Genomic DNA, 23096 nt, shown 5'->3' on the forward strand with positions numbered 1-23096 from the left:
ATCGCGGTTTTTCTTTCAGCCCTGCAAGACCACCACCATCGAAACGAGGGAGTCGACCATGCCGTTCTTCGCCACCAAGTTCCCGCTCGCCGCAGTCGCCGTCGGCGCGTTGCTGCTCACGGGCTGCGCCACCACCGACATGCAGATGGGCAGCCAATCGGCCAAGACCATGGCCACGGGCAGCGCCGCCGGCGGTGCCACCTCGGGTGAGAGCAGCCAGCTCGAGCGCTGCGAATCGCCGCTCGGGACCGTGTCGCTGGTCGAGAACGTCAACGCCGGCTGGTACACCATCCTCACGGGCGAGTACCGCCTGCCGCCTACTGCAAATCTGTTGCGTTTGCTGGTGCAGCAGTCGAACTGCTTCATCGTCGTCGAGCGCGGCGCGGCCGGCATGAACGCGATGACGCGTGAACGCGCGCTGCAGCAGTCGGGCGAGATGCGCGGCGGCAGCAACTTCGGCCGCGGCCAGATGGTGGCCTCCGACTACGGCCTGTCGCCCGAGATCGTGTTCAGCAACAGCGATGCCGGCGGCATCGGCGGCGCGCTCGGCGGCCTCGTGGGGGGCGGCCGTGGCCGTGCCATCGCAGCCGTCGGCGGCAGCCTGCAGACCAAGGAAGCCAGCGCCTTGCTGACGCTCATCGACAACCGCTCGGGCGTGCAGGTCGCGGCAGCCGAGGGCAGCGCCTCCAAGACCGACTTCGGCGCCTTCGGTGGCCTGGCCGGCCGCAGCGGCGCCGGTGGCCTCGGCGGCTACACCAACACGGCGCAGGGCAAGGTGATTGCCGCAGCCTTCATGGACGCCTTCAACCAGATGGTTCGTTCGCTGCGCAACTACAAGGCGCAGACGGTGCGCGGCCAGGGCCTGGGCGGCGGTGGCCGCTTGGGTGTCGATGGGGGCGCTGCGCCTTCGCAGACCTACGTGCCGCCGGAGCCGGCACCGGCACGTCGCCGCAGGTAAGAACAGGACGCGGGCCTTCGGGCCACGAAAAAGCCCGGCGCTCTTGCGAGCCGCCGGGCTTTTTCATTGATGCGTGATCGCGAGGGATCAGAGGCTGAAGATCTTGCCCGGGTTCATGATGTTCTTCGGATCGAGCGCGCGCTTGATCGTGCGCATCATGTCGATCGCGCCCACGCCGGCTTCGGTCACCAGGAAGTCCATCTTGTGCAGGCCCACGCCGTGCTCGCCCGTGCAGGTGCCTTCGAGCGCCAACGCGCGGCTCACCAGCGCGTGGTTCAGTTCTTCGGCCTTCACGCGCTCTTCGGGGATGTTCGGGTCGAGCAGGTAGCCGAAGTGGAAGTTGCCGTCGCCCACGTGGCCGACGAGGAAGTAGGGGATGCCGCTGGCATCGGCTTCGGCCACCGAGTCGAGCAGGCAGTCGGCCAGGCGCGAGATCGGCACGCAGGTGTCGGTCGAGATCACGCGGCAGCCCGGGCGCGACTGCACGGCCGCGAAGTAGCTGTTGTGCCGCGCGGTCCACAGGCGCGTGCGTTCTTCCGGCGTGCTGGCCCATTCGAAGGCGTTGCCGCCGTGGCCGCTGGCGAGTTCCTGCACCGTTTCGGCCTGTTCCTTCACGCCCGCGGGCGAGCCGTGGAATTCCATCAGCAGCATCGGTTCTTCGCGCAGGTTGAGCTTGGCGTAGGCGTTCACCATGCGCACCGTGTTCACGTCGATCAGTTCCACGCGCGCGATCGGCACGCCCAGCTGAATCGTCTCGATGGTGGTGCGCACCGCGGCCTCGATGCTCGGGAACGAGCAGATCGCGGCCGACACCGCCTCGGGCAGCGGGTAGATGCGCAGCGTGACCTCGGTCACCACGCCCAGCGTGCCTTCGCTGCCCACCATGAGGCGCGTGAGGTCGTAGCCGGCCGACGACTTCTTGGCGCGCGTGCCGGTGCGGATGATGTCGCCGCTGGCCGTGACCACTTCGAGCGCCAGCACGTTCTCGCGCATCGTGCCGTAGCGCACCGCGTTCGTGCCGCTGGCGCGCGTGGCTGTCATGCCGCCGATGGAGGCGTCGGCGCCCGGGTCGATGGGGAAGAACAGGCCCGTGCTCTTGATCTCTTCGTTGAGCTGCTTGCGCGTGACACCCGGCTGCACCGTCACCGTGAGGTCGTCGGCGTTGATCGACAGCACCTGGTTCATGCGCGACACGTCGATGCTGATGCCGCCTTGCACCGCGAGCAGGTGGCCTTCGAGCGAAGAGCCCACGCCGAAGGGAATGACCGGCACGCTGTGCTCGCTGGCGAGCTTCACGGCATCTGCAACATCCTGCGTGCTTTCGGCGAACACCACGGCCGCGGGCGGCGGTGCGTCGAATGACGACTCGTCGCGCCCGTGCTGCGTGCGCACCGCCATCGCCGTGGAACAGTTGTCGCCGAAGCGCGCCTTCAGCCCGTCGATCAGGGCTGCGGGGACATCGCGCAGATGAAGCGCCGGCATCAGGTGCGAGGTGGAAGTCGGGGCGTTCATCGGGCGTCTCCTGGAGGGGCTGAGGGGGATCGGTCATTTTACGGAGCGCGCACCATAATGCGCTTCGGTAAAAGACATGAACCCCACGACCCTTGCAGCCCTCGCGGCCTTTCCCTCGCAGCTCGAAGCCCACTACGCGGCCATTCCCAAAGCCTTTCGGCATTGGGCGCCGCCTTCGTGGGAGGGCGTGCCCAGCGAGGCCTTCACCGCCATCGAGCAGCTGTGCCATGTGCGCGACATCGAGATCGAGGGCTACCACGTGCGCTTTCGCCGCACGCTCGCCGAGACCCATCCGACGCTCGCATCGATCGACAGCGAGCCGCTGGCCATCGAGCGCCATTACGCCGCGGCCGACCCTGCAGCGGTGCTCGCCGAGTTCCGCCAGGCGCGCGTGCAGACGATGGAAATCATCTCGCAGCTCAGCGACGCGCAACTGGCGCGCACGGCCGTGTTCGAGGGCTACGGCCCGCTCACGATGCGCAGCCTCATCCATTACCTGTGCAGCCACGACCATCAGCATCTGGCCGGACTGCAATGGCTGGCCGGCAAGATCGACGCCGCCGGCCTTTCGACCTGAACCGAGGAGCGCCCATGGGCAACCGACTTTCCCAGATCGCCACCCGCACCGGCGACGACGGCACCACCGGCCTGGGCGACAACACCCGCGTGCCCAAGGACCACCTGCGCGTGCACGCGATGGGCGACGTGGACGAACTCAACTCGCACATCGGCGTGCTGCTGTGCGAACCGCTGCCAGAGCCCGTGCGCGAGCTGCTGGTCGATGTGCAGCACCAGCTGTTCAACCTTGGCGGCGAGCTCTCGATGCCCGGTTTCACGCTGCTCAAGCCCGAGGCGCTGCTGCAGATCGACAACGCGCTGGCCGACCACAACGCCGCCTTGCCGCGCCTGGCCGAATTCATCCTGCCCGCCGGCACGCGCGCCGCTTCGCTGGCGCACGTGTGCCGCACCGTGGCGCGGCGTGCCGAGCGCGCCGTGGTGTCGCTGGGCGCCACCACCGAACTCAACGACGCGCCGCGCCAGTACCTCAACCGGCTCAGCGACCTGCTCTTCGTGCTCGCGCGCGTGCTCAACCGCATGAACGGCGGCGACGACGTGTACTGGAAGAGCGAACGCATGGCCCGCGCGGCCGCCGCCGAATCCGAAGACCACTCCCAGGGGACGACGCCATGAAGAAGCTTCACATCACCGCCGCATCGCTCGCCGCCATCGCCGCCGCGCTCTGCCTGCCCGTCACCGCGCAGGCGCAGAGCGCCGACAACCCGCCCCAGGCCGAACGCGCCCACACGATCAAGTCGCCCTCGCGCAGCGGCAAGGTGGTGGGCAGCGTGCAACGCGGCACCAACGCCGCCGGCCGCGGCGTCAACCGCGCCGATGCCGCTACGCGGCGCGGTGTGAGCAACGTGTCGGAAAAAGCCAGCCGGCCCGTGCGCAACGTGGGCGAGTCCTTCGGACGCAAGCTGGCACCGGGCTCGAGTGGCCGCGCTGCGCCGCCGCCTGTGGGGCCGCAGGGCAACGCGCCTTGATTCGTTGCTGCTGTTCGTTCAGGGCGATGCTCCCGCCGACGCGGTACCTTGCTCCGCGAATGTCCCCCGGCCTGCGGCCTCCTCCTTGATTTCGCTGCGCAAGGCACCGCATCGGCGTGAGCGCTGGGCAGTGCGGTCGTTGATCGGCCGCACACCAGCGCCGCTTCCCGTGCGCAGGACACTGGGTGCTTCCCGCAGCGAAATCAAGGAGGAGGGCGAAGCCCGGGGGACATTCGCGGAGGGAAGTACCCGGTGGCCTGTGCACGCGCCCCGAACCCACCGAAAGGAAAGCCCACAGACATGGCAAGAAACATAGAGATCAAGGCCCACATCGACAGCGTCGACCGCATCGCAGAAATCGTCGCAACGCTCACCGACCAGGGCCCCATCGAGATCGCCCAGGACGACACCTTCTTCCGCTGCGAGCACAGCGCCGACCGCCTCAAGCTGCGCACCTTCGCGCCCGACCGCGCCGAGCTCATCTTCTACCGCCGCGCCGACAGCACCGGCCCGAAGGAATCGTTCTACCTGATCACGCCCACCGCCACGCCCGACGCGCTGCGCGAATCGCTCACGCTCGCCTGGGGCCAGGCCGGCCGCGTGCGCAAGCAGCGCCGCCTGTTCCTCGTGGGCCGCACGCGCGTGCACCTCGACCGCGTCGAAGGCCTCGGTGAATTCCTCGAACTCGAAGTGGTGCTGCAAGACGGCGAGCCCGCCGACGCCGGCGTGGCCGAAGCCCATGCGCTCATGGCCCGGCTCGGCGTCGCTGAAGACCAACTGGTGCAGGGCGCCTACGTCGACCTGTTGCGCGCGCAGGCCGCGCCTTCCAAGGCGGGAGCAACTGCGAGGGAGCGTCTCGAGAAATGGCTCGAGATCAACCTCCAGGAGGTGCACGCAGACCTGGCACCAGGATGCACAGAGGCGGCCATCGCTGAGTTCGAGCGCGAAGTCGGCAGGAGCTTTCCCGCGTCGCTGAAAGACTTGTACAGAGCACACGACGGGCAGGCAGGGACTGCCAACACCGGGCCGTTCTATGGCTTGTCGTTCTTGTCGATGGCGCAGTCGAAGGGCCACTGGATCGACTGGAAGAAGATCGCCGACGAGACCTCGCCTGAGGTCATGGAGGGAGCAAGCATGTTCTCGAAGTCGGCATCGGCGGGCACCGTCAAGGAGATCTACGCGAACGCGTACTGGATTCCGTTCGCGTACGACCACGGTGGCAACTACCTCGGAGTTGATCTGGACCCGGGACCACGTGGAACGATCGGGCAAGTCATCAACTTCGGGCGAGACGAAGACGAGAAGTTCGTCGTCGCGAGTTCTGTTGCGGCCTTTCTGGAGTGGCTGGTGGACCAATTGGAATCGGGCAACTCAACGGTCAGACTCGAAGACGATGGCGGACGAAGCCTCAACACGAAGGAGCCCGAGATGTCTCATTTCCTGGACGCCATCAAGATTCTCTTTGCTTCACAGCGTGGTGCCTGAACGACTGGAGGCACGCTGCGCCGAGCAAGCCGAAAGCCAACTGGTGCAGGGCGCCTACGTCGACCTGTTGCGCGCGCAGGCCGCCTGAGCCATCGGACAGCCCGCGGGCACGCGCGCCAGCAGGTCTTGCCGCAGCGCGTTCAGCTCGGCGATCTTCTGGTCGATGACCGAGACCTTGTCGGCCAACAGCGCCGCAATCGCCTGGTCGGGCGCGGCCGACTCCCACACCGCGGGCAGGTTGTCGCCGATCTCGTGGAGGCTGAAGCCGAGCTTCTGCGCGGTGCGGATGTAGCCCACCATCTGCACGGTTTCCTTCGCATAGACCCGGTAGCCGTTGCTGCCACGCTGCGCGCGAATCAGGCCGCGCTCTTCGTAGAAGCGCAGCGTGTCGCGGCTCAAGCCCGTCGCCGAAGCCAGCTGGCCGATCTGCATGGTCGTGGTTCCTTCGCCGAAGAATGTGCTTGACCCTGGAGCGTACCCGAGGCTTTAGCTTCCGGGGCTTCTTCACTCCCTGCAGGGCTCTTCTTCATGATCGCGCTTCCCACCTACCAACGCATCGTCCGCGCCAGCGCCTGGTACGACCTCGTGGTGACCATCGGCTTCGCCACGCCGTGGACCTTTGCCGCAGTGCACGCTCTGCTGCTGTGGACCATCCAGACGCTGCAGCTGCCGGGCAGCTTCCCGGCCTTCGACCCCGTGCACATGCTGATGGCCAACCTGCTTGGCTCTGTGGTCACCGTCTGGGCCGTGCTGCGCATCCGCGATCCGCGCCTGCGCTATGGCCGCTACGACGTCGTGGCGCGCTTCCTGTTCGCGACCTGGCAGGTCTACGCCGTGACGCAGGGCGCCAGCCTGATCATCCTCGGCTTCACCGCGATGGAACTGCTGTTCGGCGTGCTCGAGAGCCTGCCGGTGCGCAGTGCCACAGCAGGCGCACCGATGCGCTCCAACAGCGCAACAAACCTCAGCGCCAGCCCGCAGCCTTGAGCTGCTCGGCCAGCTGCTGCGCCACCTGGGCGTAGCCCTTCGCGTTCGCGTGGATGCGGTCCGAGCGCAGGGCCGCATCCGACAGCACGCTCGAATACACACCGGCGACCAGCAGCGCCTGCCCCGACTTCGCCACCTCTTCGTAGAACGGCGCGTCGCTGAGCGAGCCGACCACCGCGCGCATCGCATCGGGCGCCGGCGTGGCCAGCACCGCCACATGCGACGTGTGCGCGCGCGCCTGCTCGATCAATGCCGCAAGGTTCTCGCGCGTGCTGGCGGGCGACACGCCGCGCAGCATGTCGTTGCCGCCGATGCCGATCAGGATCGCGTCGTAGCTGCCGGCGGCCAGCAGCGCGGGCAGGCGCTCCAGCGCACCCGCCGAGGTGTCGCCGTTGACGCCCGCGTTCTCGACCTGCCAGCCCGTGAGCTCGCCCAGCTTCGCGGGCCATGCCGTGTCGGGCGATGCGCCGTAGCCGAAGGTCAGGCTGTCGCCCAGCGCCAGCACGCGGGCATCGGGCTTCAACGCGTTGGCTGAGGCCTTTCGTTTGCCGCACGCGGAGAGCAGCAGGGCGGTGGCCGGCACGCCGGCGAGCATCTGGAGGAGGTGGCGTCGCTTCATGTGGCGCGCAGCTTAAACGAGGCCGCGCGGCCGTTGGCGTTTGCCCCTTCGCTTGCTCGGAAAGCGCATAAGCCTCTCCGTTTTCGTTCCTTCCCGGCGCCGGGACAGCGGCGAAGAATCGCGGCCCTGCACATCCTTTCACTGCCACCGAGGTCCGACGCCATGCTGCCGCCGCTGTTCACCCGCCATCGTTTCCTGCGCCATGCGGTCGCACTGTCCGCCGCCTTGCTGGCCGCGCCGCTCGCGGCCTGGGCCGCACCCGCCAGCGGCGAGCCCGTGTGGTTCGGCGTGAGCGGCCCGCTCACCGGACAGAACGCGCAGTACGGCGCGCAGTGGAAGGCCGGCTTCGACCTCGCGCTGGAGCACATCAACGCGCAGGGCGGCATCCATGGCCGTCCGCTGGCCTACAACTTCGAGGACAGCCAGAGCGACCCGCGCCAGTCCGTCGCCATTGCGCAGAAGCTCGTGAACGACAAGCGCGTGCTTATCGAACTGGGCGACTTCTCCAGCCCCGCCTCGATGGCCGCCTCGCCCATCTACCAGCGCGCGGGCCTCGTGCAGCTGGGCTTCACCAACTCGCACCCCGACTTCACCAAGGGCGGCGACTACATCTGGAGCCCCTCGATCAGCCAGGCCGACGCGCAGCCGCTGCTGGCCGACCTCGCCGTGAAGACGCTGGGCTTCAAGCGCATCGCCGTGCTGTTCCTGAACACCGACTGGGGCCGCACCAGCAAGGACGTGCTCGTGAAGGCCGCGCAGGAACGCGGCGCGCAGCTCGCCATTGCCGAGGGCTACCAGCCCGACGAGAAAGACTTCCGCTCGACCCTGGTGCGCGTGCGCGACGCCAACCCCGACGGCGTGGTACTCATCTCGTACTACCCCGACGGCGCGCTCATCGCGGGCCAGGTGCGCAGCGTGGGCCTGAAGCAGCCGATCGCCGCCGTGGGCTCGGTCTACTCGCCCAAGTTCATCGAGCTCGGCGGCGCGGCCGTGAACGGCATCCACACCAACACCGCCTTCTTCCCCGAGGAGCCGCGCACCGAAGTGCAGGCCTTCGTGAAGAGCTTCCGCGCCAAGTACAGCAAGGAACCCGACGCCTTCAACGCCTATGCCTACGACGCCGTGGTGTATGCGGCCGCCGCGCTGCGCGAAGCCGGCCCCAAGGCCGACCGCAAGGCCGTGCGCGACGCGTTCTACAAGATCAAGGACGTGCCCAGCGTCATCTTCGGCAAGGCCACCTTCGATGCGCAGACGCGCCGCGTGATCGGCGTGAAGAGCGTCAACCTGGTGGTGAAGGACGGCAAGTGGGCGCAGATCGACGAGAAGGCGGCGGCGCTGGCATCGGCCAAGTAGATGAGCTTCACCTCCTTCTTCGACCACACGGTCAACGGCCTGATCATCGGCAACATCTATGCGTTGCTGGCGGTCGGGCTCGCGCTGATCTTCGGCGTCTCGCACCTCATCAACTTCGCGCACGGCTCGGTCTACACCGTGGGCGCGTACATCGGCTGGGCGAGCATCACCTACCTGCACACGCCGCTGCCCATCACGATCGCGCTGGTGGTGATCGGCTCGGGCGCGCTCGGCATGCTCATCGAGCGCGTGGGCCTGCGGCCGCTGCAGGGCGCCGCGCGCATCGCGCCGCTCCTGGCCACCATCGGCATCAGCTTCGTGCTCGACATCCTCGTGCAGCTGGTGTTCAGCCCCGACCCGCGCGCGCTGCCCACGCAGCTGCCCGACTGGCGCCTGCAGATCGGCACCGGCACCATCGGCGCGCTCGACCTCTTGATCGCGGGCATCGGCATCGCGAGCGCGGCCGTGCTGTTCGGCTTCCTGCGTTTCACGAAGCTGGGCTGGGCCGTGCGCGCCACCGCGCAGGACCGCGACGCCGCGCAGCAGATGGGCGTGGACGTGAACCGCGTGAACCAGACCGTGTTCGCCATCGCCGCCGCACTGGGCGGGCTCTCGGGCCTGCTGGTGGGCATGTACTACAACAACATCAGCCCGGCGATGAGCTTCCAGGCCACGCTCAAGGGCGTGGTGGCGACGGTGGTCGGTGGCGTGGGCAATGTGCCGGGCGCCATCGTCGGCAGCCTGCTGCTGGGGCTCATCGAAAGCTATGGCGTGGCGATCCTCGGCACGCCGTACCGCAACCTGTTTGCCTTCGCGCTGCTGCTGGTCATCCTGGTGTGGAAGCCCAATGGCCTCTTCGGCCGCAAGCGTGTGCTGCCGCCCGAGCCGCTCACCGGCACCTTCATCGCACCGAGCAAGCCGTGGCGCGTGCCGCCGCGCCTGTTGCTCGCGCTGTTCGCCGCGGCCGTGCTGCTGCCGCTGTTCGATCCCTCGCCCTATGTGCTGCAGACGCTCACCAACGCGTGGCTCTACGGTGCGCTCGCGCTGAGTCTTACGCTGGTGGCCGGCACCATCGGCCAGATCTCGCTGGGCCATGCGGGGCTGCTGGCCATCGGCGCATATGCCTCGTCGCTGCTGGTGCTCGACCTGCACCTGCCGGTGGGCACGGGCATCGTGGCCGCGGGCGTGCTCACCTCGCTGATCGGCACGGCGCTGATCTTCCCGGCCTTCCGGCTGCGCGGGCACTACGTGTCGATCGCCACGCTGGGCATCGGCGAGATCGTGGCGCTCACCATCCTCAACTGGGAAAGCCTCACGCGCGGGCCCATCGGCGTCTCGGGCATTCCGCCGCTGTCGCTGTTCGGGCGCGATGCGTCGTCGAACGAGGCGATCTACTGGGCCTCGTTCGGTGCGCTGGTGCTGCTGGCCCTGCTGCAGTGGCGCCTCTTGCGCTCGCACCTGGGCCGCACCTTCCGCGCGGTGCGCGAGGACGAGGTGGCCGCGCGCGCCTACGGCGTGAGCCCCGACCGCTACAAGGCGCTGGCCTTCGGCTTCGGCGGCTTCGCAGCGGGCGTGAGCGGCGCCTTCACCGCGCACATGTACTCGTACATCAACCACGAGACCTTCGGCTCGCAGATCTCGATCCTCGCGCTCACCATGGTGATCCTCGGCGGGCTCGGGAACATCAGCGGCGCATTGCTGGGTGCAGTCGCACTCGTGAGCCTGCCCGAGCTGTTCCGCGTGACGGCCGAGTACCGCATGCTGATCTACGGCGTGGCGCTCCTGCTCCTCATCCGCTTCCGTCCCCAAGGCCTGCTCGGCACCGTCTGAAAGAACCACACACCATGAGCCACCTCAACGACTACCTCGCCGAGAAACGCACCGCCGTGCTGGCACGCAACGCCGCCGTCGCGGCTGGCACTGCGCAACCTTCGCAGCTCAAGGCCAGCGTGCGCGCCGAAGGCCGCAGCGGCGTGCGCCGCCTGCGCATCCGCGAGCACCAGGTGATCAGCGACAGCCCGCCCGATTTCGCGGGCTACAACCTCGGCCCGAGTTCGCCCGAGCTGCAGTTGGGCGTGCTCGGCACCTGCGTGACGCACATCTTCCTGATCCAGGCGGCCGAACGCCAGGTGCCGCTCGAAAGCCTCGAGGTCGAGGTGACCGGCGTCATCGACCCGCGCGGCGGCAAGCCGGGCCACGAGCAGACGCCGATCTGGCCGCACGAGATCGGCTACACCGTGCACATCGATTCGCCCGCGAGCCGCGAAGAGATCGATGCGCTGTTCGAAGCGGTGGAGCGCAACTGCCCCATCCTCAATCTGCTGCGCAACCCGCAGACGATCCGCGCCGAGGTGAAGCTCGTGAACTCGAAGGCGAAGGTCGCCGATGCCGTCGCTGCTTGAGGTCCGCGGCCTCGTGCGCCGCTTCGGCGGGCTCACGGCCGTCAACGCCGTCGACCTGCAGGTGGACGAGGGCGAACTGCTGAGCGTGATCGGCCCGAACGGTGCCGGCAAGACCACGCTGTTCAACCTCGTCACCGGCCTCGACAGGCCCGATGCCGGGCAGGTGCGCTTCGACGGCCACGACATCACTGGCCTGCCCGCGCAACAGCTCGCACAGCGCGGCCTGGCGCGCACCTTCCAGCACGGGCGCGTGTTCGCGAACCTCTCGGTGCTCGACAACGTGCTGGTCGGCGCGCACACGCGGCTGCGCGCCGTGAAACCGCGCGTGGGCGGCGTGCCGGGCCTCGGGGCGCTGGCGGAGCTGGCACTCGCACTGGTGCAGCCAGGGGCGGTGCGGCGCGAGGAAGAAGCCCTGCGCGACGAGGCGCGCGAGATCATCGCGCTCTTCGGCGAACGTCTCACGCCGCGCACCGACCATCCGGCCTACAGCCTCTCGTACGCCAACCGCCGCCGCGTGGAGATCGCGCGCGCGCTCGCGCTGCGGCCGCGCCTGCTGCTGCTCGACGAGCCCACGGCCGGCATGAACGAGAGCGAGACGGCCGAGATGCTGGAGATCATTCGCGGCCTCAAGGCGCGCGGCCAGACCATCCTGCTGATCGAGCACAAGCTCGACCTCGTGATGCAGCTGTCCGACCGCGTGGCCGTGCTCGACGATGGCCGCAAGATCGCCGAAGGCCTGCCCGACGACGTGCGCAACGACCCCGCGGTGATCGAGGCCTACCTCGGCCATCGCCAGGTCGGTCAAGCGCAGGAAGAAGCGGTGCCCGCATGATCGCCACCGTCGCGCGCACCGGCCTGTCGCCTTCTTCCCTCTGGGGAGAGGGGAGAAACGACGACCTGCCTGAACGCGCCCTCGCGCAAGCACCGGTGAGTGCGGTGGCGCCCCTGCTGCAGCTCCAGAAGGTCAACAGCTTCTACGGCCCCGTGCAGGCCCACTTCGATCTCGACATCGAAGTGCGCAAGGGCCAGATCGTCAGCCTGCTCGGCGGCAACGCCAGCGGCAAGTCGACCACGATGAAGATCGTGCTCGGCCTGCTCAAGCCGCGTTCGGGCGAGGTCCGCTTCAACGGCGAATCGACGCTCGGCCTGAGCACGCCGCAGATCATCCGCAAGGGCATCGGCTCGGTGCCCGAGGCGCGCCGCCTGTTCCCCGCGATGACCGTGCGCGAGAACCTGCTCATGGGCGCCTATGCGCGCCGCGACCGCGCGGCCGTGGCCGACGACCTGGAACGCATGCTCGAGCTGTTCCCGCGCGTGGCGCAGCGCCTGGGCTTCCTGGCCGGCACGCTCTCGGGCGGCGAGCAGCAGATGGTGGCCATGGCGCGTGCGCTCATGGGCCGGCCGCAGCTGCTGTGCATGGACGAACCCACCATGGGCCTGTCGCCGCTGTACGTCGACAAGGTGCTCGAGCTCATCGCGCGCATCAACGCGCAGGGCGTCTCGGTCTTCATGGTCGAGCAGAACGCCAGCCTCGCGCTGCAGATCGCGCACCACGGCTACGTGCTGCAGACGGGCCGCATCGTGCTCTCGGGCCCGGCGCGCGCACTGCTGGCCGACGCGCGCATCCGCGATGCCTACCTGGGCGGCGAGGGCGCCGCCCGCACCGCCTCCTGACCACGACGACCCCTTTGCCGCGAGGAAGACCTTCACCATGCCCCTGACCCTCGACCACGTCGTGATCGCCGTGCACGACCTCGAACGCGCCATTGCCGACTACGCCGCGCTCGGCTTCCATGTGCTGCGCGGCGGCGACCATCCGGGCCGCAGCACGCACAACGCCCTCGTCGTGTTCAGCGACGGCAGCTATTTCGAACTCATCGCGTGGCGCGAACCCGCGCCCGCCGAGCGCTGGTGGCAGCTGCTGCAGCGGCACGGCGAAGGCATCGTCGACTTCGCGCTGTTGCCGCGCGACACCGCCGTCACCGTGGCCGATGCGAAAGCGCGCGGCCTCGTGCTCGAAGGCCCGCTCGACGGCGGGCGCGTGCGCCCCGACGGCGAACACCTGCGCTGGCAGACCGCGCGCGCCCCGTCGGCCGACCTGCCGTTCCTGTGCGGCGACCTCACGCGGCGCGCCCTGCGCGTGCCCGAGGGCGCCGCGCGCGTGCATCCCAACGGCGTGCTCGGCGTGGCCAGCCTGGCCATCGCCGTGCGCGACCTCGATGCCACGCTGGCGCGCTACCGCGCCTTGCTGGGCACGGTCTCCGACGACACGAGCACGCACATCGGCGAACCCGTGGCCGTGCCTGCCAGCCAGGTGCGCGTGGCGGTAATCGCGCTCGGCAGCAGCGTGCTCGTGCTGTCGTCACCGCGCGACCGTGCCCCGGCGGCGGAGCTGGGCGGTGACGCGCTCGCACAGCGCCTCGCCGTGCGCGGCGAGGGCCCTTACGCGCTGGTGCTGCACACCGACCGGCCGCAATCGACCGGCACCTTCGACCTCGCACGCGCGCATGGCGCATGGATCGAACTCGACCTGCCGCCGGTGGACGCGCTGGAAGCGCAAGGCCGCGTGCGCGCCGACGCGGCGAACAGCACGGTGGGCGGGTAGGGCGCAGCCCTAGCGGCCGCCCAGGTGCGCCTTGCGCAGCGCGGCCCGCATCTTCTTCTGCAGCGCCGGCCCGCCCTTTTCCAGCGCGGCCGCGGGCGCGCCGCTCTCGGCCGTCACCGGCCGGTGCTTGCGCCCCCAGATGCCGAGCTGCGTGATCACCGGCAGCAGGTCGATGCCCACCGGCGTGAGGCTGTAGAGCGCCTTCTGCTTGTGCGTGGGGTCGTCGGTCTTGCTGAGCACGCCGTGTTCGACCAGCGTGTTCAGCCGCTCGGTGAGGATGTTCGAGGAGATGCCTTCCTCGGACTGCAGGAACTCGCGGAAGTGCCGCTTGTCCGCAAACATCAGGTCGCGAACGATCAGCAGGCTCCAGCGGTCGCCGACGACTTCGAGCGCGAGGTTGATCGGGCACTGGGACTTCTGCTGGATGGCCATCGGGATTTCGCCGGTTCGAGAAACTGCTTGCATTTTCGCACCAGTTTGAGAATACTGAAACTGCTTGCATTTCGAGATCGGCTTGCGCAAGCGACCTGAAGGAGACGCCGATGCGAAAGCTCATCGTGCAAATGCAGATGTCGGTCGACGGGTTCGTGTCGCCGGCCAACGGCGACATCGACTGGCAGCTGTGGGGCTGGGGCGACCGGTGGCGCTGGGACGCGGCGCTCAAGCGCGACTTCAACGCCGTGTTCGCGGGCGTCGGCACCCTCCTGCTGAGCCGCAAGATCATCGAGGAGGGCTACCTCGACCACTGGGGCCGCGCCGCGACGCGCTTTCCGGCGAACCCCGACTACGCCTTTGCCCAGCGGATCGTCGAGGCGCGCAAGGTCGTGCTCACCAACAAGCTGCAGGCCTCGCGCTGGGAACGCACCGACATCGCGCGCGGTGCCATGGCCGACGAAGTGAACGCGCTCAAGCGCCAGCCGGGCCAGGACATCCTCAGCATCGGCGGTGTCGGCTTTGCGTCGTCGCTCACGTCGGCGGGGCTGGTCGACGAGTTCCAGTTCTTCGTGAACCCCACGGCCGTCGGCGCGGGCCGCTCGGTGTTCCACGACACGCGCCAGGGCCATGCGCTGCGCCTGCTCGGATCGACCGCCTACGACTGCGGCATGGTGGTGAACCGCTACGCGCCCGCGTGAAGTCCGTCACGCGCGTGCAGGACAACACGCCGTGGAGATACCTGCGCTTACCGGATTTCATCTGACGGTGACCTGACGCACCCGAAGCAGACACACGCGCTGCACAGAATGGAGGCGTCATCACAGACACACAAAAGGAGTTCCAGATGATCTTCCGTACCAAGCGCTTCACCACTGCCGCCGTTGCGGCGCTCGCAATGTCCCTGGCAGCAGGCAGCGTGCTGGCGCAAGATCGCCGGGGCGACGACCACCGCCCGGGCGGCGGCCGCTACGAGCAGCGCGATGACCACCGTCCTGGCGGCGGTCGTTATGACCAGCGCGACGACCATCGCGGGCATCGCGGCCCTCACGCCGGCTACCGCGGCGACCAGGACTTCCGCGACGGCCGCCAGTTCGACCGCCGGGGCTTCCCGCAGCCGCACACCGAGTGGCGCCGTGGCGGCCGCGTGCCGACCGAGTACCGGGGCCGCAACTACGTGGTGAACGACTGGCGCGCCTACCGCCTGCAGCAGCCGCCGCGCGGCTACCAGTGGGTGGGCGTGGGTGGCGACTACGTGCTCGCAGCCATTGCCACCGGCCTCATCGCGCAGATCATCGCGGGTCAGTAAGCCTTCGCACTGCGCTCGCACCGCGCACATGCAAAAACCGCCACAGGAGACTGTGGCGGTTTTTCTTTGGGGAACTGGGGGAGGGGCTTGTCAGGCCACCGCGGTGGCGGCCGATTGGGCGCACACGTTGCGCCCGGTGATGGTGAGGCGCAAACCGCCGCCATGCCATTCGAGCCAGTTGAGATCGACATACGCGTCGATGTCGCGATCGTCGATGCGATCGGCCTGGCGGCTTTGCAGCAGCTCGACCGTGGCGGGCAGGGCACGTTTCAGGCGTTCGCGCTTCTCCGCTGCATCGGCCGCCTTTTGGGCGGCCCGGGTGGCCTGTAGTTGCTGCTGCTGCTGCGAAGTCGATGCCATTGCTGATCCGTTCCGGAAGCCAAGGAATTAACCCGAATGTACGCCGCTTGTGTGAAGCTGCGCGCATTCTTTTCAACCCTGGAGCCGGAAGTGTCGATTTCGTTGCGCTTGAGCTAAATCTCGTAGTGAGACACCTTGACCTCGTCGCCCAAGGCCTTCTCGACAATCGCGCGCGTCAAGGTCGGCGCAAACGACTCGATGAACGCGTAGACATATTTGCGCAGGTAGGTGCCGCGCCGCACCGCGAGCTTGGTGAGGTTGATGCCGAACAGCCGCCCCGCATCGAGCGCGCGCAGCTGCGTGTCGCGCTCGGCCTCGTAGGCCACGCCGGCGACGATGCCCACGCCCAGGCCCAGCTGCACGTAGGTCTTGATGACGTCGGCGTCCATCGCGGCCAGCACGATGTTGGGCTGAAGGCCGCGCTGCTCGAACGCCTCGTCGATGCGCGAGCGGCCCGTGAAGCCCGTGTCGTATGTGATCAGCGGATGCTGCGTGAGCGCCTCCAGCGTAAGCGGCGCGTCGAGCAGCGGATGCCCCGGCGGCACGATCACCGAGTGCGTCCAGCGGTAGCAGGGCAGGGCGACCAGCTGCGGGTAGTCGCCCAGCGCCTCGGTGGCGATGCCCACGTCGGCCTCGCCGTCGAGCAGCATCTGCGCGATCTGCTTGGGCGAGCCCTGGTGCAGGTGCAGTTTCACGTTCGGGAACTGCGCGCGGAATTCCTGCACCGCCACCGGCATCGCATAGCGCGCCTGCGAGTGCGTGGCCGCCACCGAGAGCAGGCCGCTTTGCTGCGCCACGAACTCCTGGCCTGCGTGCTTGAGGTTGCTGCTTTCCATCAGCATGCGCTCGATGATCGGCAGCACGTGGCCGCCGGGCTCGGTGAGGCCCGTGAGCCGCTTGCCGGCGCGCACGAAGAGCTCGATGCCGAGTTCTTCCTCGAGTTCGCGGATCTGCCGGCTCACGCCGGGCTGCGAGGTGTGAAGGGTGTGGGCGACCTCGGTCAGGTTGAAGCCGCAACGAACGGCCTCGCGTACCGAGCGCAGTTGTTGAAAGTTCATCGGGCGCGCAGGAGGAAAAAAGAGGTCTGGACCCCGGGTCGGGGCCGACCGGCGATTCTCGGCAGAAGTGCTTATGCGGGGAACGATGCGTTTGTTGGTTCCACATGAGCAAAACATCTATGAAGCCATTCTGCATGGGGAAGTTGATATTTCGCACGACTGTGCTAAAGTCCGCCGCATGGACGCCAAGACCCAGAAAAGCGAACTCACCCGCGCCGCCATCGTCGGCGCGGCGATGCACCTCGCGCTGGCCGAGGGGCTGGAGGCGATCTCGCTGCAGGCCGTGGCGAGCCGGCTCGGGCTGTCCAAGAGCGGCGTGTTCTCGCGCGTGGGGTCGCGCGAGGCGCTGCAGAAGGCCGTCATCGAGGAGTACGGCCGCGGCTTCCTGGCCGAGGTGTTCGTGCCCGCCATGCAGAAGCCCAAGGGCCTGCCCCGCCTGAACGACATCGTCGCGCGCTGGATCGCCCGCACGCGCGACGTCGAAGCGCAGAACGGCTGCCTCTACGTGGCCGGGGCCTTCGAGTTCGACGACCGCGAAGGCGAGCTGCGCGACCTGCTCTTCGACGAGATCACGCGCTGGCGTGCCGCGCTGCGCCGCACGGTGCTGCAGGCGGTCGAGACCGGCGAGCTCCAGGCCGACACCGACCCGGCCCAGCTCGTGAGCGAGATCAACGGGATCATGATGAACCAGCTGCACGACGCGCGCTTCCTGCGCGACGGGCATGCGGCCGAGCGCGCGGGCCAGACCTGGCAGCGCCTTCTTTCCAGCTACCGCGCCTGAGGCGCACCCGCAGACGACGGCCACCGCCTCTTCGTTTGCCTTAATTTCGCACCACCGTGCGATAAAAAAGGAGAAGCACCATGCTGATCATTGCCCTCTTCATCGCCGCCTACGCGGCCCTCCTCGGTGTGCGCGGCGTGCAGGACACGCTGCGCAGCCTGCCGCGCAGCAACCAGGACTGGGTCTGGTACTGAGCCCCTGAACGAAAGCCTTCCTCATGACCACCACCACCCACACCACCGCCCCCGTGGGCTACTACAGCGCCAGCCCGCTGATGCGCGCGATGCGCTTCGGCCTCGGCGCCTCGCAACGCCTGTGGCCCGCGCTCGGCGTGCGCGCGGCCTACCGCGTGTTCGGCACGCCGTTGCCGCCCAAATGGCTGTACCGCGGCCAGCAGCCCGGTGCCGACTGGCGCCGCGAGGCCTGGGCGTTCGAGGACGCGAACCTCGGCATCTACCACCTCGCCGCGCAGGACTCGGGCGCCGAGTCGGCGCCGGTCGTTCTGCTGGTGCACGGCTGGGGCGGCCACGCGGGCCAGATGCTGCCGCTGGCCCAGGCCGTCGCTGCGCAAGGCCTGCGGCCCGTGCTGCTGGAGATGCCGGCCCATGGCCGCAGCGCGGGCACGGCCAGCAACCTGCCGCAGTTCGCGCGCGCCATCGACTACGTGGCGGCGCGGCTGGGTGCCGACGGGCACGTGCTGCGCGCGGCGGTCGCGCATTCGCTGGGGGCCAATGCACTGGCCTATGCGGCGGGGCGCGGGCTGCCGGCGCAGCGGCTGGTGCTGCTGGCGCCGCCCGCCTCGCCGCGCGAGTACACGCGCTACTTCGCGCAGGTGTTCGGCCTCAGCGAGCGCACGCGGGCCGGCATGCAGCGCCTGATCGAGGCGCGTGAGGGCATCCTGATGCAGCAGCTGGAGCCCGCCGCCGTGGGCCCGCGCATCGCGCAGCCGACGCTCATCGTGCATGACCGCGACGACCGCGTGAACCGCTTCGCCGATGCCGAGGCCTTTCGCGATGCGATCGCCGGCGCGCGGCTCTTTCCCACGCAGGGCTGGGGCCATCGCCGCATCCTGAAAGAGCAGGCCGTGCTCGCGCAGGTCACGCAGTTCCTGGCGTAGCGGCCGGCGGTCACGTGCGCGTGAAACGGCGCCCCTAAACTGGGCGCCACCCATGGCCTTCGCCATGGACGACACACGCACCGACCAACACATGGGCAATCGTTCCTGGCTCTATCTCGAACACAGTCTTCCCGACACCGAAGAAGCATCGGCCGACGAAATCGCCGAAGCCAACAACAACTTCCCCGTACTCTGGCAGCTTCTGCTGGCCGATGGCGCGGCCGGCGACGCCATCGACCACCAGCGCGTCTTCGGCGATGCCGGCACTGACAACCTCGCCAGCGACGCGCACGCCGCGCTCGCGCGCATCCGGCAGCTGCACGCCTTTGTCGAGCGGCACCCGATGCTGCACACGCTGCCGCAGATCGCGCTGCAGTTCGAAGCCGTGGCGCTGCACCTGGCCGAACTGATCGACGACACGCCGGAGGGCAGCACGCCGCGCTTTTCCGCCAACCTCGACGAACTGTCCTGGCTGGGCGGAGACACGGAAGGCGAGGGCTTCATCGAACGCAACCGCCGCGAGTGCAATGAACTGTGGGCCGAGGTGCGCCGCTGCATCGACAGCGGCAACCACCCGGGTGTCGACGCGGCGCTGGGCATCAAGCGCTTCGCAGACTGGGAGTCCTGGGCCTGGGAGTTCGGCTTCGGCAGCCTGTCGCATCCCTACTTTGACGGCTACGAAGAGCCGCGCGACGAGCGCTTTGCCGACTTCGAGCCCGAAGAAGACGAGGACAACGACGAGCGTCCGGACTACGACAACCACCTGGGCGGCGACCTCTGGCGCTTCGAGGTCGACGGCCGCTGGGGCGTGATGCGCCTGGTGTACGACGACGAGGGCGCCAGCCATCGCACCACCGTGGCCGAGCCCGCGTGGGACGACATCCGCTACGCCGGTGGTAGCGACCCACGCCTGCTCTGGATCTCGCAAGGCGAGCGCTCCGGCCTGCTGCTCGCCGACGCCGAGGCACCGCGCGTGCTGCTCGAACCGCAGCTCGAGGAGGTTTGGGCCTTCGAGGGCGACGTTGCCACGGCCCTGGTCGGCGACCACGTCGGCCTGCTGCGCGCCGATGGCAGCTGGCTGCTCAAGCCCTCGGTCGACGAGGTCTGGAGCTTTGTCGAAGGCCGGGTGCGCGCCCGCGTGGGCGAGCGCATCGGGTACATCGACCTGCAGGGCCAGTGGACGATTTCGCCCCGGTTCGAAGAAGCCGAAGACTTCACGCCTTTCGGCCTCGCGCCCGCGCGCGCCGACGAGGGCGGCTGGGGGCTGGTGCGCTCGGACGGCGAATGGGCCGTGCCGCCGCATTTCGAAAGCCTTCAGTGGCGCCACGACTGGGAGGGTTTCGACGCCAAGCGCGACGGCAAGAGCGGGCTGCTCGACGCGCAAGGCCGCGTCGTGATCGAGCCGGTGTACGAGCAGGTCGACCTGCTCGAGGAATACCCCATCGAGATCCTGACGAGCGAAGACAACGATCCGTCGAACGAACGCGGCACCCCGGCCCGGCCGAAGCGCTTCGCCGTGGAACGCGCCGACGGCCTGTGCGGCCTGGTCGATGGGCAGGGCCGCGTGCTCGTGCCCTTCGACTACGGCCGCTTCGAGACCCTGGAGCCGCTGACCGGCGAGGAGCGCGGGCACGCCATGGTCCGGCGCGACCTGGTGCGCGTGGCGTCCAAGGGCGGGCGCACGGCGAAGAACGCGCCGTGGCTGCGCGGCATCTACGACGTGGCCGCCGGCCGCGAGCTGGTGCCGTGCCGGCACCGCACGCTCCAGCCGCTGGCCTGGGGCACGCAGGACTTCGGCTGGCTGGTCGCCGATCCGGTGCCGCGCAGCGCGAAGGTCGAGAAGGGGCAACTCGCCGTGGGCGTGCTGCGCGCCGATGGTGCCGTGCTGCACCCGCAGGCCTACCCGTGGATCACCGCCGCGTTGTCGGTCAGCGATGGTTGGCTGGCCGGGGCGGTCCGCTCCGAGCTGCGCAAGCGCTGGGGCGCGGGCGAGCCCGTGAAGGCCGTGCGCAACGACTCCGGCCTGTACGTCTGGCTGCACGCCGACGGCCGCGAGCAGGCGCACGCCGAGCACATGGCCGCGCGCCATGCTGCCGGCGACCTGCGGGCCGCCTACGAGCTGGCCTGCCACCTGCGCGACGGCGAGGGCATCGAGCCCGACCCGCGCGAAGCCTTGCGCTGGATGGCGCGCGCCGCCGGCGTGCGCGCGCCCGGCGACGCTCCCGCAACGGCGTTACCCGACGGCCTGCCCGTGGCGATGTGCGAGCTCTCGAAGATGCTGCGCTGGGACACGGCCGGCCTCGGCGCCGAACCCGCTCTGGCGCGCGCGTGGCTGCTGCACGCCATCGCCCACGGCGGCGAGGACGACGCCGCCACGCACGCCCATCTCGGCTACATGCTGACGGAAGGCGAGGGGGGCGAGCGCGACCTGGAAGGCGGCATGCGGCACTACGAACGGGCCGCCGAGCAGAACAACACGATGGCGCTCTACAACCTCGGCCTGGCGTACAAGCTCGGCGAACCGGGAGAGCCCGACCTGGCCCGCGCGATCGGCTACTTCCGCCGCGGCCACGAAGCCGGCGACGTCAGCGCCACGATGCAGCTCGGCCGCACGCTGTGCCTGCACGCAGGGGCGTTGGCCGAACAAGGCCAGGGAGAAACGGAAGTGAAGGCCTTGTACGCCGAAGCCCTCTACGCGCTGCAGAAGGTGGCGGAAGACGGCACCCAGCGCCAGCAGGGCTGGGCCTGCTACGAGCTGGGCTGGATGCGCATGCAGGGTCAGGGCGCGCCGGAAGACGCGGCAGCCGCCGAGCGCTGGCTGCTCACTGGCGCCGCGCTCGATGACTGTGAAGAGAACCTGGAGAGCCAGCGCGCCTGCGTGGAATCCCTGGCGGAGCAGTTCTACGGCGACCGCGAAAGTCCGCTCTTCGACGAAGACAAGGCCCGCGAGTGGGCACAGCGGCTGGAGGCGCTGCCCGCTGCGGCCCCGGATCAACCGGCGTGAGCCGGTTGATCCGGGTTCTGGCGCTCAGCGCGCCGGAACCGGATCGGGCAGTTCGATCTTGATGTCCAGCACTTCGAGGTTGTCCTGGGTTTCCAGGTGCACCTTGATGTCGTCGGCGTTGATCGACACGTACTTGGAAATCACCGCCACCAGCTCGCGCTGGAGCTCGGGCAGGTAATCGGGGCGCTTCTTGCCGCTGAGGCTGGAGCGCTCGTGAGCGAGGATGATCTGCAGGCGCTCCTTGGCGACGCTCGCAGTCTTCTTCTTCTCACCAAGCAGGAACGAAAGAAACGACATGCCTACTTGCTCCCGAAAATCCGTTTGAAGAAGCCCGGCTTCTCGGCTTCGACGAAGCGCATCGGCTTGTCTTCGCCAAGGAAGCGCGCGACCACGTCGCTGTACGCCTGGGCCACGTCGGTGTCCTTGTCGTGGATGGCGGGCACGCCCTGGTTGGAGGCGTGCAGCACGCTTTCCGACTCGGGGATCACGCCGATCAGCTTGATGCGCAGGATGTCCTGAATGTCTTCCAGCGAGAGCATCTGGCCGCCGGCCACCCGGTTCGGGTTGTAGCGGGTGATCAGCAGGTGTTCCTTGATCGGCTCGCCGCCGTCCTTGGCGCGCTTGGTCTTGCTGCTGAGCATGCCCAGGATGCGGTCCGAGTCGCGCACCGAAGAGACTTCGGGGTTGGTGACGATCAGCGCCTCGTCGGCGAAGTGCATCGCCATCATGGCGCCGGTCTCGATGCCCGCGGGGGAGTCGCAGACGATGTAGTCGAAGTCCATGGCGGCCAGGTCGGTCAGCACCTTCTCCACGCCGTCCTGCGACAGGGCTTCCTTGTCGCGCGTCTGCGAGGCGGCCAGCACGAACAGGTTGTCGCACTGCTTGTCCTTGATGAGCGCCTGGCTCAGGTTGGCCTCGCCCTGGATCACGTTGATGAGGTCATACACCACGCGGCGTTCGCAGCCCATGATCAGGTCGAGATTGCGCAGGCCCACGTCGAAGTCGATCACGGCCGTCTTCTTGCCGGCGAGCGCAAGGCCCGACGCGAAGCTGGCGCTCGTGGTCGTCTTGCCGACGCCGCCCTTGCCCGAGGTCACCACCACAATTTTGGCCATCGCCATTCCTTCTTGTTTCGATTCAGTTGTCGATTGATGCTCAGCGCTGCCGCGTTCCTGGTTTTTCATCAGGGAATCGCGTCGATCGCTATTTTTTTGCCGTCCAGGCGCACCTGGGCGGGCTTGCCCAGCACGGGCTCGGGCAGCGGCACTTCGTTCGTGCGGTAGATGCCCGCAATGGCCACCAGCTGCGCTTCCATGCAGGTCGAGAAGATCCGCGCCTCGGTGTTCCCGCGCGCGCCGGCAATGGCCTTGCCGCGCAGCGGCGCGTACACATGCACGTTGCCGTCGGCGATGACTTCGGCGCCGAAGCTCACGATGGCCGTCACCACCACGTCGCCTCCACGCGCGTAGATCTGCTGGCCCGAGCGCAGCGGCTTGTCGATCAGCAGCGTGCCGTTGGCCGGCACCGGCAGCTCGCGCACGATCTGCGGGGCTTCCGACGGCGCGGGCGC

The 23096-nt window shown here is 68.6% G+C and carries 26 protein-coding genes and 1 pseudogene; 18 read left to right on the forward strand and 9 right to left on the reverse strand.

Features of this window, described 5'->3' with window-relative positions:
* The first annotated feature begins 58 nt into the window (after positions 1-58).
* Entirely contained in the window at positions 59-958 is a 900-nt protein-coding gene (locus AC3WQR_RS17520) for a CsgG/HfaB family protein (RefSeq protein ID WP_070061439.1), read from the forward strand.
* An 87-nt stretch (positions 959-1045) separates the two neighbouring features.
* Here the strand turns inward: AC3WQR_RS17520 and AC3WQR_RS17525 are convergent, their stop codons facing one another.
* Positions 1046-2470: an FAD-binding oxidoreductase gene (locus AC3WQR_RS17525; protein WP_070061438.1), complete on the reverse strand. Its 1425-nt coding sequence runs from the start codon at positions 2468-2470 to the stop codon at positions 1046-1048.
* A gap of 76 nt (positions 2471-2546) precedes the next feature.
* On the opposite strand from AC3WQR_RS17525, the gene AC3WQR_RS17530 reads away from it, so the two are divergent.
* The 5 genes and pseudogenes from AC3WQR_RS17530 to AC3WQR_RS17550 all read left to right on the forward strand — a co-directional run bounded on the left by AC3WQR_RS17530 (position 2547) and on the right by AC3WQR_RS17550 (position 5499).
* Positions 2547-3047, forward strand: a complete 501-nt coding sequence (locus tag AC3WQR_RS17530; protein WP_492742992.1) for a DinB family protein — start codon at positions 2547-2549, stop codon at positions 3045-3047.
* 14 nt (positions 3048-3061) lie between these two features.
* Positions 3062-3661: a cob(I)yrinic acid a,c-diamide adenosyltransferase gene (locus AC3WQR_RS17535; RefSeq protein ID WP_062473752.1), complete on the forward strand. Its 600-nt coding sequence runs from the start codon at positions 3062-3064 to the stop codon at positions 3659-3661.
* Positions 3658-4014, forward strand: coding sequence for a hypothetical protein (locus AC3WQR_RS17540; protein ID WP_492742994.1), 357 nt, complete (start codon positions 3658-3660; stop codon positions 4012-4014). Before AC3WQR_RS17535 ends, AC3WQR_RS17540 begins: the two co-directional genes overlap by 4 nt.
* 300 nt (positions 4015-4314) lie before the next feature.
* Positions 4315-4827, forward strand: a pseudogene (locus AC3WQR_RS17545) (class IV adenylate cyclase); the annotation flags it as partial.
* A gap of 75 nt (positions 4828-4902) precedes the next feature.
* On the forward strand, positions 4903-5499 hold the full coding sequence (locus tag AC3WQR_RS17550; RefSeq protein WP_492743015.1) for an SMI1/KNR4 family protein: 597 nt from the start codon (positions 4903-4905) through the stop codon (positions 5497-5499).
* A 54-nt stretch (positions 5500-5553) separates the two neighbouring features.
* On the opposite strand, the gene AC3WQR_RS17555 is transcribed toward AC3WQR_RS17550, so the two are convergent.
* A complete protein-coding gene (locus AC3WQR_RS17555) occupies positions 5554-5931 on the reverse strand; it encodes a MerR family transcriptional regulator (RefSeq protein ID WP_095948439.1) in 378 nt (125 codons plus the stop codon).
* A gap of 96 nt (positions 5932-6027) precedes the next feature.
* Here AC3WQR_RS17555 and AC3WQR_RS17560 point away from each other — a divergent pair, with 96 nt between their 5' ends.
* Positions 6028-6486: a hypothetical protein gene (locus tag AC3WQR_RS17560; protein ID WP_492742996.1), complete on the forward strand. Its 459-nt coding sequence runs from the start codon at positions 6028-6030 to the stop codon at positions 6484-6486.
* Here AC3WQR_RS17560 and AC3WQR_RS17565 read toward each other — a convergent pair.
* Complete coding sequence (locus tag AC3WQR_RS17565) at positions 6464-7105, reverse strand: GDSL-type esterase/lipase family protein (protein WP_492742998.1); 642 nt, start codon at positions 7103-7105, stop codon at positions 6464-6466. The two genes, AC3WQR_RS17560 and AC3WQR_RS17565, sit on opposite strands and share 23 nt — an antisense overlap.
* 162 nt (positions 7106-7267) lie before the next feature.
* Between AC3WQR_RS17565 and AC3WQR_RS17570 the strand changes: the two genes are divergently transcribed.
* The 6 genes from AC3WQR_RS17570 to AC3WQR_RS17595 are packed head-to-tail and all read left to right on the forward strand — an operon-like array spanning position 7268 to position 13465.
* Entirely contained in the window at positions 7268-8458 is a 1191-nt protein-coding gene (locus AC3WQR_RS17570) for an ABC transporter substrate-binding protein (protein WP_492743000.1), read from the forward strand.
* Positions 8459-10288 (forward strand): ABC transporter permease, encoded by a 1830-nt coding sequence (locus AC3WQR_RS17575; RefSeq protein ID WP_492743002.1) that lies wholly within the window; start codon positions 8459-8461, stop codon positions 10286-10288.
* Between the two features lie 14 nt (positions 10289-10302).
* Positions 10303-10860: an OsmC family protein gene (locus AC3WQR_RS17580; RefSeq protein WP_095948444.1), complete on the forward strand. Its 558-nt coding sequence runs from the start codon at positions 10303-10305 to the stop codon at positions 10858-10860.
* Positions 10844-11692: an ABC transporter ATP-binding protein gene (locus AC3WQR_RS17585; RefSeq protein WP_492743005.1), complete on the forward strand. Its 849-nt coding sequence runs from the start codon at positions 10844-10846 to the stop codon at positions 11690-11692. Before AC3WQR_RS17580 ends, AC3WQR_RS17585 begins: the two co-directional genes overlap by 17 nt.
* On the forward strand, positions 11689-12534 hold the full coding sequence (locus tag AC3WQR_RS17590; protein WP_492743006.1) for an ABC transporter ATP-binding protein: 846 nt from the start codon (positions 11689-11691) through the stop codon (positions 12532-12534). The genes AC3WQR_RS17585 and AC3WQR_RS17590 overlap by 4 nt, the downstream gene beginning before the upstream one ends.
* Positions 12535-12571: 37 nt before the next feature.
* Positions 12572-13465, forward strand: coding sequence for a VOC family protein (locus tag AC3WQR_RS17595; protein ID WP_070061427.1), 894 nt, complete (start codon positions 12572-12574; stop codon positions 13463-13465).
* Positions 13466-13474: 9 nt separating this feature from the next.
* On the opposite strand, the gene AC3WQR_RS17600 is transcribed toward AC3WQR_RS17595, so the two are convergent.
* The gene (locus tag AC3WQR_RS17600) at positions 13475-13897 is read right to left on the reverse strand and encodes a winged helix-turn-helix transcriptional regulator (RefSeq protein WP_447739819.1); all 423 of its coding nucleotides are present in this window, start codon (positions 13895-13897) and stop codon (positions 13475-13477) included.
* A 110-nt stretch (positions 13898-14007) separates the two neighbouring features.
* Between AC3WQR_RS17600 and AC3WQR_RS17605 the strand changes: the two genes are divergently transcribed.
* A complete protein-coding gene (locus AC3WQR_RS17605) occupies positions 14008-14598 on the forward strand; it encodes a dihydrofolate reductase family protein (RefSeq protein WP_492743009.1) in 591 nt (196 codons plus the stop codon).
* A 146-nt stretch (positions 14599-14744) separates the two neighbouring features.
* Positions 14745-15206, forward strand: a complete 462-nt coding sequence (locus AC3WQR_RS17610; protein WP_062473730.1) for an RcnB family protein — start codon at positions 14745-14747, stop codon at positions 15204-15206.
* Between the two features lie 90 nt (positions 15207-15296).
* Here AC3WQR_RS17610 and AC3WQR_RS17615 read toward each other — a convergent pair whose 3' ends face one another.
* Together AC3WQR_RS17615 and AC3WQR_RS17620 are read right to left on the reverse strand one after the other, a co-directional pair.
* On the reverse strand, positions 15297-15566 hold the full coding sequence (locus AC3WQR_RS17615; protein WP_070061423.1) for a hypothetical protein: 270 nt from the start codon (positions 15564-15566) through the stop codon (positions 15297-15299).
* A 113-nt stretch (positions 15567-15679) separates the two neighbouring features.
* Positions 15680-16624 carry a CysB family HTH-type transcriptional regulator gene (locus AC3WQR_RS17620; protein ID WP_062473726.1) on the reverse strand — a complete coding sequence of 315 codons (945 nt, stop codon included), beginning with the start codon at positions 16622-16624 and terminating at the stop codon, positions 15680-15682.
* A 178-nt stretch (positions 16625-16802) separates the two neighbouring features.
* Here AC3WQR_RS17620 and AC3WQR_RS17625 point away from each other — a divergent pair, with 178 nt between their 5' ends.
* From AC3WQR_RS17625 to AC3WQR_RS17635, 3 genes are all read left to right on the forward strand, one after another.
* Entirely contained in the window at positions 16803-17405 is a 603-nt protein-coding gene (locus tag AC3WQR_RS17625; RefSeq protein ID WP_062473724.1) for a TetR/AcrR family transcriptional regulator, read from the forward strand.
* A gap of 217 nt (positions 17406-17622) precedes the next feature.
* Positions 17623-18522: an alpha/beta fold hydrolase gene (locus tag AC3WQR_RS17630; RefSeq protein ID WP_070061422.1), complete on the forward strand. Its 900-nt coding sequence runs from the start codon at positions 17623-17625 to the stop codon at positions 18520-18522.
* Positions 18523-18586: 64 nt separating this feature from the next.
* On the forward strand, positions 18587-21526 hold the full coding sequence (locus AC3WQR_RS17635; RefSeq protein ID WP_492743011.1) for an SEL1-like repeat protein: 2940 nt from the start codon (positions 18587-18589) through the stop codon (positions 21524-21526).
* A 24-nt stretch (positions 21527-21550) separates the two neighbouring features.
* Here the strand turns inward: AC3WQR_RS17635 and minE are convergent, their stop codons facing one another.
* The 3 genes from minE to minC form a co-directional block, all read right to left on the reverse strand.
* Positions 21551-21823 carry a cell division topological specificity factor MinE gene (gene minE, locus AC3WQR_RS17640; protein ID WP_056574726.1) on the reverse strand — a complete coding sequence of 91 codons (273 nt, stop codon included), beginning with the start codon at positions 21821-21823 and terminating at the stop codon, positions 21551-21553.
* Between the two features lie 2 nt (positions 21824-21825).
* On the reverse strand, positions 21826-22641 hold the full coding sequence (gene minD, locus AC3WQR_RS17645) for a septum site-determining protein MinD (RefSeq protein WP_062481817.1): 816 nt from the start codon (positions 22639-22641) through the stop codon (positions 21826-21828).
* Positions 22642-22709: 68 nt separating this feature from the next.
* A partial coding sequence (gene minC, locus AC3WQR_RS17650; protein ID WP_492743013.1) for a septum site-determining protein MinC occupies positions 22710-23096 on the reverse strand: 387 nt, incomplete at its 5' end.

The sequence above is a fragment of the Variovorax sp. FW305-3-2-15-B-LB1 genome, assembly GCF_058787635.1.

Excerpts from the sequence above, each read along its gene's own strand:
- AC3WQR_RS17520 (WP_070061439.1), top strand. The coding sequence starts at position 59 with ATGCCGTTCTTCGCCACCAAGTTCCCGCTCGCCGCAGTCGCCGTCGGC.
- AC3WQR_RS17525 (WP_070061438.1), bottom strand. The coding sequence starts at position 2,470 with ATGAACGCCCCGACTTCCACCTCGCACCTGATGCCGGCGCTTCATCTG.
- AC3WQR_RS17530 (WP_492742992.1), top strand. The coding sequence starts at position 2,547 with ATGAACCCCACGACCCTTGCAGCCCTCGCGGCCTTTCCCTCGCAGCTC.
- AC3WQR_RS17535 (WP_062473752.1), top strand. The coding sequence starts at position 3,062 with ATGGGCAACCGACTTTCCCAGATCGCCACCCGCACCGGCGACGACGGC.
- AC3WQR_RS17540 (WP_492742994.1), top strand. The coding sequence starts at position 3,658 with ATGAAGAAGCTTCACATCACCGCCGCATCGCTCGCCGCCATCGCCGCC.
- AC3WQR_RS17555 (WP_095948439.1), bottom strand. The coding sequence starts at position 5,931 with ATGCAGATCGGCCAGCTGGCTTCGGCGACGGGCTTGAGCCGCGACACG.
- AC3WQR_RS17560 (WP_492742996.1), top strand. The coding sequence starts at position 6,028 with ATGATCGCGCTTCCCACCTACCAACGCATCGTCCGCGCCAGCGCCTGG.
- AC3WQR_RS17565 (WP_492742998.1), bottom strand. The coding sequence starts at position 7,105 with ATGAAGCGACGCCACCTCCTCCAGATGCTCGCCGGCGTGCCGGCCACC.
- AC3WQR_RS17570 (WP_492743000.1), top strand. The coding sequence starts at position 7,268 with ATGCTGCCGCCGCTGTTCACCCGCCATCGTTTCCTGCGCCATGCGGTC.
- AC3WQR_RS17575 (WP_492743002.1), top strand. The coding sequence starts at position 8,459 with ATGAGCTTCACCTCCTTCTTCGACCACACGGTCAACGGCCTGATCATC.
- AC3WQR_RS17580 (WP_095948444.1), top strand. The coding sequence starts at position 10,303 with ATGAGCCACCTCAACGACTACCTCGCCGAGAAACGCACCGCCGTGCTG.
- AC3WQR_RS17585 (WP_492743005.1), top strand. The coding sequence starts at position 10,844 with ATGCCGTCGCTGCTTGAGGTCCGCGGCCTCGTGCGCCGCTTCGGCGGG.
- AC3WQR_RS17590 (WP_492743006.1), top strand. The coding sequence starts at position 11,689 with ATGATCGCCACCGTCGCGCGCACCGGCCTGTCGCCTTCTTCCCTCTGG.
- AC3WQR_RS17595 (WP_070061427.1), top strand. The coding sequence starts at position 12,572 with ATGCCCCTGACCCTCGACCACGTCGTGATCGCCGTGCACGACCTCGAA.
- AC3WQR_RS17600 (WP_447739819.1), bottom strand. The coding sequence starts at position 13,897 with ATGGCCATCCAGCAGAAGTCCCAGTGCCCGATCAACCTCGCGCTCGAA.
- AC3WQR_RS17605 (WP_492743009.1), top strand. The coding sequence starts at position 14,008 with ATGCGAAAGCTCATCGTGCAAATGCAGATGTCGGTCGACGGGTTCGTG.
- AC3WQR_RS17610 (WP_062473730.1), top strand. The coding sequence starts at position 14,745 with ATGATCTTCCGTACCAAGCGCTTCACCACTGCCGCCGTTGCGGCGCTC.
- AC3WQR_RS17615 (WP_070061423.1), bottom strand. The coding sequence starts at position 15,566 with ATGGCATCGACTTCGCAGCAGCAGCAGCAACTACAGGCCACCCGGGCC.
- AC3WQR_RS17620 (WP_062473726.1), bottom strand. The coding sequence starts at position 16,624 with ATGAACTTTCAACAACTGCGCTCGGTACGCGAGGCCGTTCGTTGCGGC.
- AC3WQR_RS17625 (WP_062473724.1), top strand. The coding sequence starts at position 16,803 with ATGGACGCCAAGACCCAGAAAAGCGAACTCACCCGCGCCGCCATCGTC.
- AC3WQR_RS17630 (WP_070061422.1), top strand. The coding sequence starts at position 17,623 with ATGACCACCACCACCCACACCACCGCCCCCGTGGGCTACTACAGCGCC.
- AC3WQR_RS17635 (WP_492743011.1), top strand. The coding sequence starts at position 18,587 with ATGGACGACACACGCACCGACCAACACATGGGCAATCGTTCCTGGCTC.
- minE (WP_056574726.1), bottom strand. The coding sequence starts at position 21,823 with ATGTCGTTTCTTTCGTTCCTGCTTGGTGAGAAGAAGAAGACTGCGAGC.
- minD (WP_062481817.1), bottom strand. The coding sequence starts at position 22,641 with ATGGCCAAAATTGTGGTGGTGACCTCGGGCAAGGGCGGCGTCGGCAAG.